Annotated in this window: 12 protein-coding genes; 3 read left to right on the top strand and 9 right to left on the bottom strand. The window is 55.5% G+C overall.

What is annotated here, in order from left to right; all coding sequences use genetic code 11:
• Positions 1 to 2 precede the first annotated feature (2 nt).
• Positions 3 to 2114 carry a penicillin-binding protein 1C gene (pbpC, locus tag TH468_RS02475; RefSeq protein WP_139834614.1) on the top strand — a complete coding sequence of 704 codons (2112 nt, stop codon included), beginning with the start codon at positions 3 to 5 and terminating at the stop codon, positions 2112 to 2114.
• 21 nt (positions 2115 to 2135) lie between these two features.
• Here the strand turns inward: pbpC and TH468_RS02470 are convergent, their stop codons facing one another.
• Positions 2136 to 2624 (bottom strand): Lrp/AsnC family transcriptional regulator, encoded by a 489-nt coding sequence (locus TH468_RS02470; protein ID WP_062952276.1) that lies wholly within the window; start codon positions 2622 to 2624, stop codon positions 2136 to 2138.
• 179 nt (positions 2625 to 2803) lie between these two features.
• Here TH468_RS02470 and TH468_RS02465 point away from each other — a divergent pair, with 179 nt between their 5' ends.
• The gene (locus tag TH468_RS02465) at positions 2804 to 3820 is read left to right on the top strand and encodes a 1-aminocyclopropane-1-carboxylate deaminase (protein WP_085642050.1); all 1017 of its coding nucleotides are present in this window, start codon (positions 2804 to 2806) and stop codon (positions 3818 to 3820) included.
• Positions 3821 to 3984: 164 nt separating this feature from the next.
• Here TH468_RS02465 and TH468_RS02460 read toward each other — a convergent pair whose 3' ends face one another.
• The 4 genes from TH468_RS02460 to TH468_RS02445 form a co-directional block, all read right to left on the bottom strand.
• Complete coding sequence (locus TH468_RS02460; protein ID WP_085642049.1) at positions 3985 to 5292, bottom strand: TRAP transporter large permease subunit; 1308 nt, start codon at positions 5290 to 5292, stop codon at positions 3985 to 3987.
• A gap of 73 nt (positions 5293 to 5365) precedes the next feature.
• Positions 5366 to 5989 carry a TRAP transporter small permease subunit gene (locus tag TH468_RS02455; protein ID WP_210402200.1) on the bottom strand — a complete coding sequence of 208 codons (624 nt, stop codon included), beginning with the start codon at positions 5987 to 5989 and terminating at the stop codon, positions 5366 to 5368.
• 156 nt (positions 5990 to 6145) lie between these two features.
• Entirely contained in the window at positions 6146 to 7174 is a 1029-nt protein-coding gene (locus TH468_RS02450; protein ID WP_085642048.1) for a TRAP transporter substrate-binding protein, read from the bottom strand.
• Positions 7171 to 7782: a gluconokinase gene (locus TH468_RS02445; RefSeq protein WP_139834613.1), complete on the bottom strand. Its 612-nt coding sequence runs from the start codon at positions 7780 to 7782 to the stop codon at positions 7171 to 7173. The genes TH468_RS02450 and TH468_RS02445 overlap by 4 nt, the downstream gene beginning before the upstream one ends.
• 141 nt (positions 7783 to 7923) lie before the next feature.
• Here TH468_RS02445 and TH468_RS02440 point away from each other — a divergent pair, with 141 nt between their 5' ends.
• Positions 7924 to 8949: a LacI family DNA-binding transcriptional regulator gene (locus TH468_RS02440; RefSeq protein ID WP_085642046.1), complete on the top strand. Its 1026-nt coding sequence runs from the start codon at positions 7924 to 7926 to the stop codon at positions 8947 to 8949.
• A 24-nt stretch (positions 8950 to 8973) separates the two neighbouring features.
• On the opposite strand, the gene TH468_RS02435 is transcribed toward TH468_RS02440, so the two are convergent.
• The 4 genes from TH468_RS02435 to TH468_RS02420 form a co-directional block, all read right to left on the bottom strand.
• Entirely contained in the window at positions 8974 to 9543 is a 570-nt protein-coding gene (locus TH468_RS02435) for a YigZ family protein (protein ID WP_085642045.1), read from the bottom strand.
• 48 nt (positions 9544 to 9591) lie between these two features.
• Positions 9592 to 10341, bottom strand: a complete 750-nt coding sequence (locus TH468_RS02430) for a sulfite exporter TauE/SafE family protein (protein ID WP_085642044.1) — start codon at positions 10339 to 10341, stop codon at positions 9592 to 9594.
• A 120-nt stretch (positions 10342 to 10461) separates the two neighbouring features.
• Entirely contained in the window at positions 10462 to 11259 is a 798-nt protein-coding gene (locus TH468_RS02425; RefSeq protein WP_085642043.1) for a hypothetical protein, read from the bottom strand.
• A 12-nt stretch (positions 11260 to 11271) separates the two neighbouring features.
• Complete coding sequence (locus tag TH468_RS02420) at positions 11272 to 11574, bottom strand: hypothetical protein (RefSeq protein ID WP_085642042.1); 303 nt, start codon at positions 11572 to 11574, stop codon at positions 11272 to 11274.
• Between the last annotated feature and the right edge of the window lie 288 nt (positions 11575 to 11862).

The raw sequence follows: 11862 nt of genomic DNA, 5'->3' as shown, positions 1-11862 counted from the left end.
CCGTGACATTGACATGGCCCAAACCCGGACGCGCTTCTATCATTGTCGGCAGTTTTCTGCTGGCAATGGCGTGTCTGTGGGGGCTTGATCGGGTTTTCCCGCCCAATCTTGCCCGGTTGGATGATCTTTCAACCGTGGTTGAAGGTGAAAATGGCCGCCCGTTGCGGGTTTTTGGCACCGCCGATGGATTGCTGCGGCTGGAAACGCGGATTGCGGAAATTGATCCGAAATATATCCGGTTTCTGAAATCCTATGAGGACCGCCGTTTTGACAGTCACTTTGGCGTTGATCCGCTGGCCCTTATCCGCGCCGTCGGGCAATGGGTGCGGGCAGGGCATGTCGTGTCGGGCGGATCAACACTGACGATGCAGGTTGCCCGCCTTCTGGAGCCGCGTGATCGCACGATCCTATCGAAAATCGTCGAAATGCTGCGCGCCATCCAACTCGAAGCCCATTATTCCAAAACGGAAATCCTTGATATGTATGTCACGCTGGCCCCGTTTGGCGGGCGTGTCGAGGGTATTCGAAGTGCCACCCATGTCTATTTCCGCAAAGAACCCGATCACCTGACAATTGCCGAGGCGGCCTTGCTTACCGTGCTGCCGCAATCGCCCGGCCGTCTGCGCCCGGATCGTTTTCCCGAAACGGCGCGTGCTGCCCGTGACAAGGTGCTGGATCGGCTATATTTAACGAATGCCATTTCCCGGGCCGATTATATCGAAGCTTTGGCGGAACCTTTGCCCGTTGCGCAATATCCGTTGCCGATGCTTGCCCCGCATCTTGCCGAACGGTTGGTCGCAGCCAATCGCGATCAGACCCGTATCGTCACGACGATTGATCTGGCCCTTCAGGCTGACCTGCAAAAGCTTGTTGAATTTCACGGTGGGGATCAGGCCCCCGAACGATCTGTGGCCATTATGGTCGTTGAAAACAGCACGTCCAAGGTCCGTGCCCATCTGGGGGCTCGCGATTATCTGGATCGGGTCAGTCACGGGTTCGTCGATATGACGCGTGCCATCCGTTCCCCCGGATCAACGTTAAAGCCGTTCATCTACGCCCTGTCATTTGATGATCACCAGACCCATCCCCAGACCATGATCTGGGATCGGGAAATTGCCGATGGCAGTTACCACCCGACCAACTTCGATCACGGCGAATATGGGCAGGTCAGCATTGCCGACGCCCTGCGATTTAGCCTCAACATCCCGGCCGTCAAGGTGCTTGAACGATATGGCCCGATCCGGTTTGCGCAAAGCTTGCGCCGAAATGGCCTTGAAATGCGGTTGCCCGGTGAAGCGCAAAGTCCCAATCTTGCCATGGCGCTTGGCGGGGTTGGAGTGTGCCTTGAAGACCTGATCGGGTTTTATCGGGCGCTGGCTGCGGATCGTAAAAACTGTCCGTTGCAATATCTGCGTGATCGGGCGCCCGTTCCGTGCCTGTCCGACAGCGATATGTTTTCAGTTCGAACTCAAAACTGGATCGCGGGTATTTTGCAAAATACGCCGCGTCCTGCGGGATATCGTTGGCAGTCGTCGGACAATACCAATGCCCCGCCGATTGCCTTTAAAACCGGCACCTCATATGGCTATCGCGATGCTTGGGCATTTGGCTATGCGGGGGATTATACCGTTGGCGTTTGGGTGGGGAAGGCATCCGGGCAACCGATACCGGGCCAAACCGGCCTTGGCAGTGCCGCCCCCATTTTGTTTTCGGTGTTTGAAAAACTTCCCCGTCCGCCTTTGCCTCCGGCGCGGAACGCGGCCTTTAACCTTTGGAAAGCCCCGCCGCCCGACCTTCTTAAGGACTTTTCGCGTCAACAGAAGGGCACGACAAAACAGGCTGCCAACCGCCTTGATATCATTTCCCCTGTCGAGGATGCGGTTTTCCTGCTCGGCGATATTCAGCAGCGCGGTGTGCCGCTGCGTGCCCGCAACGGGCTGCGCCCTCTGATCTGGATCATCAATGGCGTGCCGCTTGTTTCCGACCCTTGGAAACGCACCGTAAACTGGATGCCCGATGCACCGGGTTTTTATGATATCACCGTGCTTGATCGTCAGGGAGCAGCGCACCATCGCCGCATCACCATTCGTACAGCGTTGCCGTCCGACCGCTAACTCCGTTGATCTTGTTCTTGGTCAAAACGCCAGCGGTGCATTGTCGACGACCTCTTTCATCACAAAAAACGTTCGCGTTTGCCTGACACCGGGAAGCGCAATCAACTGATCGCCATGCAGGTGATTGAAATCGGCCATGTCGCGGACCCGGATTTTCAGGAAGTAATCGAAATCCCCCGCCACCAGATGGCAATCAAGGATGAAGGGCAGTTTGCGGCACGCGGTTTCGAACGCGGCGAAGCTATCGGGCGTTGATCGGTCCAGCACCACGCCAACCATCACCAGTGCGGCGCGATCCACCTTGTCCGGGGCGATCTGGGCGCGGATGGAGGTGATATATCCTTCTTCAAACAGGCGTTGCATCCGGCGGTGGCAGGTGGCCGGGCTGACATTGACCCGTTTGGCGATATCGGCATTGCCCATCCGCCCGTCAGTTTGCAGCAGGCGCAGAATCTTTTGATCAATGCGGTCTATCGGGGCGGCATTCGCGGGACTGGCAGGTTGCGTCATGAAAGAACCTTCCGGAATTCTGTAAATTTTCGAAATTCTAGGCACATTTTTTCATATGATAAAAGCTTCGCGTGAAAAATTGGTGCGAAGTTCGAGCGCACCTTTCACGCGCTTGACGCTAGCATTTCCCCTTCATGAGGTTCGTTTCCCATGTCGTTCTGCAAATCAGGGAGTGCGCGATGCGCCTAGATAAATTTGAAAAATACAAACTGACTTTTGGCCCGACCCCGATTGAGGCCCTGCCGCGTCTTTCCGCCCATCTTGGTGGCGATGTCGAACTTTATGCCAAGCGCGAGGATTGCAATTCCGGTCTGGCCTTTGGCGGCAATAAAGTCCGCAAGATGGAATATATCATTCCCGATGCGATCAAATCCGGGGCTGATACCCTTGTCACCATCGGCGGCGTGCAATCCAACCACACAAGGCAGGTCGCGGCCATCGCCGCCAAGATCGGCATGAAATGCCGTCTGGTGCAGGAAAGCTGGGTGCCGTTCAATGATGCGGTTTATGACCGGGTCGGCAACATATTGATGAGCCGCGTCATGGGGGCTGAGATCGAACTGGTCGATGAGGGTTTTGATATCGGTATCCGCGAAAGCTGGGAAGCCGCCCTTGAGGATGTGAAGGCCAAGGGTGGGGTGCCTTACCCGATCCCGGCTGGGGCATCGGTGCATAAATATGGCGGGCTTGGCTTTGTCGGTTTTGCCGAGGAAGTCCGCGCCCAGGAAGCCGAGCTTGGCTTTAAATTCGATTATGTCGTGGTCTGCACCGTGACCGGTTCCACCCATGCGGGCATGGCGGTCGGTTTTGCCGCCGATGGTCGGGCGGACAAGGTGGTCGGCATTGATGCATCCGGCACGCCCGAACAGACCCGCGCACAGGTTCTGGCGATTGCCCAGAAAACCGCTGATCTGGTTGAACTTGAAGGCGGTATTTCGGATCGCGACCTTACACTGATCGAAGATTACTCCTATCCGGCTTATGGCGTACCGTCCGATGAAACCAACGAGGCGATCCGCCTGTGTGGCCGTCTCGAAGGCATGATGACCGACCCGGTTTACGAAGGCAAATCGATGCAGGGCATGATCGATCTGGTCAAAAAGGGCTATTTCCCCAAGGGGTCCAAGGTCCTTTACGCCCATCTTGGCGGTGTGCCTGCGATCAATGCCTATAGCTATCTGTATCGCAACGGCTGATTGCTCCTGCGCAAAGCCTGCACCCGCACCACGCCGTCATTCCCGTTCTGGCGGGAATTTGGTCTCCCACAGCTCTCCCTAGAGGATGGGGTGGTGCGAAGGCAAAGGGGAAGCCGTTATGGCTTCCCCTTTGTCGTTCTCGGTTTCTGGCGATGCAAACGATCCTATCGTCCGGTAATCCCCGGGAAGATGATCAGAATGGCCACGGCCAGCACCTGCAGGCAGATGAATGGCACCAGTGCCTTGAATATCGTGCCAAGCGTTATGTCCGGTGGTGCCACGGATTTCAGGTAAAATGCGGCAGGGCCAAACGGCGGGGACAGGAAGCTGACCTGCATGTTCATCGCAAACAGCACCCCGAACCATACCGGATCAAAGCCAAGCTGTTTGATGATCGGCACAAAGATCGGCATGGTCAGAAGCGCGATCCCGACCCAGTCAAGGAACATGCCCAGCACGAACAGGATCAGCATCATGAACAGGATGATGATCATCGGGTCGTCGGAAATGCCGGTAATCAGGACGGAGACAAACTTGATCCCGCCCATCAGGTTGAACACCCCGACCAGTGCCGATGCGCCAATCCCGATCCAGACAATCATCCCGCATGTCGATAGCGTCTGAAGGGCCGCGCCCTTTAACATCGCAAGCGAGAATTCACGCCGGACAATCGTCGAGGCAACCACTCCGGCAACGCCAACAGCCGAGGCTTCCGTAACCGACGCAATCCCGCCATAGATCGAACCCAGAACACAGATCACGACCAGGAATGGCAGGATCAGGCCCTTGAGCAGACGGATTTTTTCCTCGTTCGGGATTTTTTCGGTGTGCGGCGGCGGGGCGATATTATCCCCCGTGTAACAGCGGATCAGTACATAGGCGACATAGAACCCCGCCAGCATGAAGCCCGGAATGAAGGATGCAGTGAACAGATCGCCGATCGACACATTGGCCGTCAAACCATAGATGATCAGAACGATCGAGGGTGGCACCATCGTGCCCAGCGACCCGCCGGCACAGACAACACCAATAGCCAGATTCTTGTCATATCCCTGACGGAGCATCTGCGGCAGGGCCAGCAGGCCCAGCAACACTATTTCGCCGCCAATAATGCCGCTCATGGCGGCAAGGATCACGGCGACAAAAATCGTCTGGACCGCGACCCCGCCCTTAAGCCGCCCGCCAAACAGGCGCATGGCTTCAAACAGGTCCTTGGCAATACCGGATCGATCAAGGATCGCCGCCATCATCACGAACATCGGCACGGATACAAAGACAAAGGATGACACAAACGAATAGACCCGGCTGGTGATCAGTGGCACCGCCATCGGTCCGAACCAGCCAAGGGTAAACAGCAGAGCAATCAGCAGGGTCACAAATGCCAGCGGCATGCCGGTCATCAAAAAACCAAGCAGCAGCACGAACATCGCAAGCGTGCCATATTCAATGCCAAGGGACTGCAAATCAAACATCGGGATTTATCCTGTTGCGCCGGATATGACGGTCGTCATGCTGTGCATGGGCGAGTTTTGGCAGGGTTTCGGGTCAGTCATTGTCTTTTGCCGTCCCGGAATTTGCGCGCGCATCATCAGGTTTGGCACGGACATAATTGATCGCCAGAACGACAAACTGGATAGTCAATGCGATCAGAACAATCAGCATGAAGATTTTCAGCAATCCCGGATAAGGCGCATTAAAGGCGCTGCCGGTGGTTTCGAGATGGATGCTGCCATCGGGTTTGAAGGCGGCACGCTGCACCATCAACCACGCCGCCCAGGCAAAAAAGCCCGACGAAATGGCACAGACGATTGAAATGCCGATATCAAGTGCCCGGCGCAATTTCGGTCCGGCAATGTCGTAGATGATGACAACCCGGATATGCTTGTCGCGCGATGCACAGTAAAGCCCGGCAAAAACAAAGCCGATAGCCGACAAAAATGTTGTGGTTTCATGCGCCCAAAGGGTTGGGCTGTTAAAAACGTGACGCATGAAAATCTCGAAAATCAGGATGCCCATTGCCAACAGGAAACCCAGCGCGAAAACCGTGCTGATCTTGTCGATAACCCGGCCCAAAAGGCCGGAAACCTTTGGGACAGGTGTTAGGGCGCCATCCGGTTCCAGGGCTGGGGGAATTTCGCTATGCGCCATTTTTTCTGCGCTCGGGGCCATTTTCAGCATTCCTTGTCGCGACAAAGAATACAATCCGGCAGCGGGGAGGACCGCTTCACCCGATAGCGTCTCTTCTATCGGGCATGGCCGGATTGTACCGGGTCGTTCCGGCGGGTCTTTGCGGAAACCGCCGGAAACGGATGTTTAAGGCAGGACTTAGATCATGCCCTGTTCGGTCAGGTACTTGACAAGCGTATCATAAACCTTCTGGGCATTTTCCGAACGTGCGGCGACTTTTTCCCACTGGCTGGTCGCAATTTTACGGAACTTGGCGCGTTCCTCTGCTGACCAGTTGTGGATGGTGACACCACCAGCTGCACGTGCCTTGGCTACGGCTTCCATGTCTTTCATGGCAAGCTGTGCGTCCATGTCGCGCGCCAGATCACGGACCGAAACTTCCAGAATGGTCTGGAGGTCTTCGGGCATGGAATCCCATTTCGCCTTGTTGATCGAAACTTCAAGCATCGGCATGGAATGGAAGCCCGGATAAACCGGATGTTTGGCAACATCGTGCAGACCCATCGCCTGGTTGGTCGAGAACACGGTAGCATCCGCAGCATCAATCACCTTTTTATCAAGGGATGTGAAGACTTCGGACTGCGGAATGTTCACCGGGGAGGCTCCGGCTGCGGCAAAGACTTCCTGCACCATGCCTTCAGGCGCACGCATTTTCAGGCCTTTGAGGTCAGCAACGCCATCAAGCGGGACGGACGATACAAAGGCTTCCAGTCCCGGTGTTACTGCACCGATGAAGTGCAGGCCATAGGGCTCGAGCATTTCATTCATCAGTTCCTTGCCGCCACCATATTCAACGAAACGCAGCATTTCGGACGGTGCCGACCATGCGCCGACCGGGTTGGCGATCAGGCCGAATGCCGGGTCTTTGCCAGTGAAATAGCTGGTATCGGTGATGTGGCCGTCAAGAATACCGGCCGCGATGGCGTCCTGGGTTTCGGCATGTTCGACAACCGAGTTGATCGGCAGCATTTCAACAGCAATGCGCCCGCCCGACATTTTGCCAACGCGTTCGGCCCATTCCTGTTCGATCACGAAGTTCGGCACGCCGGCCGCATCGCTTGACTGGACTTTAAGGGTGAATTCCTGTGCATTTGCGATCAGCGGTGATGCTATCATCAGGCTGGCGGCAAGTGCAGTTCCGGCGAGTGTCTTGAACGATAGGGTCATCTGTCTTCTCCCTGGGTTACCGGTTTTCCGGCGGTGTTATGCGTTTTGATGGATGGACTGTCGATTTCGCCGGCTGCAAGACGGGCAGCAGCGGTCGAAACCACGGCTTCAATCGGGGCGTCGATGGAAACAGTCACGCTTGTCTCGTCCGGCCCCAGCGGTTCGAGATCAGCCAACTGACTGTCAAGCAATCCGGGCGGCATGAAATGGCCGACCCGGCGATCCAGCCGGGACCGGATCACTTCGCGCGAACCGTCCAGAAAAACAAAAGTTACGGGTGTCATGTGATCGCGCAGGAAATCGCGATAGCGCCGTTTGAGTGCCGAACAGGCGATAAAGATTTTCGGCGATACATGGTTTGACTCAATTCCATGCGCGACTTCTTTTGCCGCTGTCCCAAGTGATGCCAGCCACGGCCAGCGCATTTCGTCATTAAGCGGGATGCCGTTGCGCATGTTTTCAACATTTTGAGGGGGATGATAATCGTCCGCGTCAAGCCACACACCATTCATGATGCTGGCAAGGCCCTTTGCGACCGCGGTCTTGCCTGATCCGCTGACACCCATCACGATGACAAATTCGGCTTTGATGGCTGATCCTCCCGCCACTTTTATTTCGTCTTTTCTTGAGCGGGTGTTGCCCGCCTTGATTTGTTAGCGCTAACATAATGATAGCGCTAACATCGAGTCAACAGATATTGTGCAACCCCGGGATCGCGGATATGAGGAACAGGGTATGAGAAGGAAGACATGAGAAAACGCAGAGGGGCCGGACGGCCGACCATCGCAGATGTGGCTGACAAGGCCGGGGTCAGCACGATCACCGTTTCACGGGCCTTGCGTGATCCGGCCAAGGTATCCGCCCCGTTGCGCGAACGCATTGATGCCGCGGTTCGCAAGCTTGATTACGTTCCCCATTCCCATGCCAGTGCCCTTGCATCATCGCGTTCCAATATTGTTGGCGTGATTGTGCCGTCGCTGACCAACAACGTGTTTGCCGATACGCTGCGCGCGATTTATGACGAGCTGGAACACGGGCCGCTTCAGGTGCAGCTTGGCAATTCGCGCTATGTCGCGGAAGAAGAAGAACGCCTGATCCGCATTTTCCTTGGGCAGCGTCCGGCCGCGCTGATTGTTGCGGGTGGGGATCAAACTCCGGCGGCGCGGGCCTTGCTGGAAAGTGCCGATTGTCCGGTGGTGCAGGTCATGGAAGTCGATCCCGATCCGATTGATATGATGGTCGGATTCTCGCATTTCGAAGGCGGGCGCGCGGCCGGATATCACCTGTTGCAGCGCGGATATCGCAATATTGGTTTCATCGGTGCACGCATGGACCCGCGATCACGCCGCCGTATGGAGGGCTTTGCCGAAGCTTTGCGATCAGCAGGCCGGTATGATTCGGAGCTGTTCATGACAACAACCCGGTCATCAAGCACATCACTGGGTGCAGAACTGATCGCAACGTTGCGTGCAAAATGCCCGGATATTGAAGCGGTTTTCTGCAACAACGACGATATGGCGCTGGGCGTTCTGTTTGGCTGCCAGCATGCCGGGCTGCGTGTGCCCGAAGACCTTGGCATTATCGGTTTCAACGATCTTGAAATGATGGCGGCGGCCTGTCCGTCATTGACCAGTATCCGGACAAACCGATACGGCATTGGCAAAACGGCGGTTGATATGATCCGGGCACGCCTGGATGGCGAAGAACCGGAAAACCGCGTTGTCGATCTTGGCTTCCAGTTGCAGGAACGCCAAAGTACCGCGCGGCGGGCCTGACTCCTTTATTGATAGCACCAGCTGCTAATCCCGGTGGATCGGGAAACTCCCGGTAAGCTCGGCCACCCGTTCCTTTGGCCCGGAAATCCGGATGCGTGTGCCCGTGGTATCGAACTGCCGGTCCAGAACGGTGATGCCATCCTGTGCGCAGGCCTGCTCCAGCGTTCCGGCATCGGAAAAACCGGCAAACAGGTCGGCTTCACCCTGCGGGACATAATCGATGACGTCGGCAACACTGCAAACTGCATTTGCCGCCCCGCTATAAGCCCGCACCAATCCGCCGGTGCCAAGCTTCACACCGCCAAAATAGCGCGTGACGATCACCGCGACATTAATCAGATCACGCCCCTGAAGCACCTTAAGGCACGGAACGCCAGACGTGCCCGATGGCTCCCCGTCATCCTTGCCATGCTCGATCAATTGGTTTTCGTCATTCAGATAACGATAGGCCGTGACATGGTGATTGGCCTTGGGGTGGGCGACGCGCAGTTCGGCAAGTCTTGTCGCGAGATGGTCATAAGGGACCAGCTCGGCGAGAAAGCGCGATTTCTTTTCTTCGGTTTCGGCAAATGCGGGGCGGATGACGGTTTTCATACCGATTGGATAGCAAAGGCAGGCGTGTTGCGCCAGCGTGCTCAAGCGTTAAGGGTGAAACAGTGCGAATTTACCGATCAATATCACCCCGAAAATCACCAGCATGATCAGAACCAGCCTGCGGAAACTTTCCGCATCCATGCGTGATCTGACAATGCCGCCAAGCTTGGTGCCCAGATAAACCGGGATCAACCCGGCAAGAGATATCCAGACGCTTTCAAGCGTCATCAGGCCAAGTTTTGAAAGGCCAATGGCCATCACGATGCTCGACAGGCTGAAGGAAATATTGATCGCCTGAATGAAGCGTTTCGGGTCCAGACGAAGGGCCAGAAGGAAAGGCAGAACCGGCATGACCTGTGATCCGGTAATGCCATTGACAAGCCCCGTTGCGAACCCCATCACCGGGGCCAATGGTTTTTGCAGTTTTTCCGGTACCGGCCGCCCCGGCCACCATAATGTCACTGCGCCGTAAACCATCAAAACGACGCCAAGAACCGCCCCCGCCATCAGGCTGTTGACCAGATCAAGCACCACAAGCCCGACGACAAGCCCCGGCACGGTGGCAACGAACATAGGCCAGAACCGCTTGACGGTTTCGTGAAAATGCCCGGCCTGTGCCATGACGATGCTGTTGCTGACCAATGATGGAATGATCACCAGCGGCATCGCGGCTTTTAACCCGATACCAAGGGCGAGAACCGGCAGGGCGGATGTTGAAAAGCCAAGCCCGGTTGCCCCTTTGACAAAAGCGGCAATGAAATAGGCGCAGGCAATGATCGCTGCCGTTTCGATTGTCATAGGGGTTCCGTTGATCCTGCTTGGAATACCCTTGTCTAATAGTTGATAAGTTTATCGATTAATACTGGTTTTCAGGATGTTCCGGGGTTAATGCCGGAATTTACAAGGCGGTTACGAGGACTAAGTATCCTCGTCTTGCATATCGACATCATCGTCATTCTGATAAGGTGAGGGAGCGTTGTTGCAGTCTCCTTCCGGGGGAACGGTATAGGTTACGCCCTGATTGGTTGGCATTGCGTTTGCCTCCCGAATGTTTGTGCCGGGTAGTTGACGCACCGCTTGAGTAAAAGGCTCGTGGGCCGGATAAAGTGCATTGGATTTTGCCTGATTGCAGGCCAAACAAATCATGCAAATATTATCGTGGTCGGCGCAGGAGACATCGACCAGAGAATGGGTGATCGGGTTCTGGAAGGCAGGCACATTGAACCTGAACTGTGTTTGCCCGTTGACGCGTGTGGCGGTTAATATTTCTATTGGATCGTCTTCATCGTCATTGCGCCATGTTTCGTAGAATGTCTTGTCGGTCTCCCCGTAACCGAGGACGTAATATTGAACAAAACTGAAATCGGGCAGGCTGATGGTCGTTTCCCCCAATGTGTTGCCCCAAGAGCCGTTGCCAACCATAGGGTTATTATTGTGCTGCGCAGCCAGATTACTAATCGCTTGGTATCTGTTTTGATTTGCACCGGTAAACATGTCTTTTAACAGGCTGTCGGGAAAATTGTGATCTGCCTGTGCAAAGGCATTGGCAACTTTGCGTTGGCAGGCAGGGCAGGTAAACCATGCCTCGCATCCGGATCCAAAATCGAAGTCGCCGGACGTGCCGTCTGTTCCCGGGTACCAGTATGAATTGTAAGCTGTTGATGCTTCGGGTGTCGGGCGTAAGAGATTTCCATTTGTGTCCAGAAGAACAAACATGGCGTTACATCCCTATAAAATCTGGCTGACATAGAGGCGCCAATTCATGATCGGCGGATCAAACGGTCCCGGTGCCATGGATGGCAGGCTGGGCTTGTATTGCTTGCTGGCTTTTTCAAGCCGCCACTCAAACCGCATCTCGGATGTGGAGGTTGGCAGGGGTGGCGGAACCGGATTATCTGAACTTTGGCAGGGGGCCACGCTGTCGGTCGGTTTCCATGGCCCCCAAACCGGACGCGGTATTGGAATTGCCGGACCAGGCGGCCCCATCAATGATTTGCGAAAGGCAAAACTATTGGTGTTGATTGTGGGCATGGCCTTTATCTCTCCAAAGTTGATGGCCTTTTGCCGACGGACGCGAGGTAAGTTTGTGATGGACAGATACGAAAACCGGAAGTGCTGATAGGGCGTTGATGGCATGAACGATAGCCGGATTCGCAAGATTTCCGGAGCCCCGACGGGAACGGGGGCCCTCACAAATCCATCTGGAATGATGTCTTGGGGTGGAATTTTGCGTTTTGTTTGTGGGTATTGGTAAAAATTTGCGGGTTTTTCTTTGCGAATTGCACGGAAGGGGTGGAAATGCGGTTGCAAAACCCGTAT

Source organism: Thalassospira sp. MCCC 1A03138 (assembly GCF_002115785.1).
Taxonomy (GTDB): domain Bacteria; phylum Pseudomonadota; class Alphaproteobacteria; order Rhodospirillales; family Thalassospiraceae; genus Thalassospira.
Note: the sequence above shows the minus strand (reverse complement) of the source record. Positions and strands in the feature narration are given on the sequence as shown.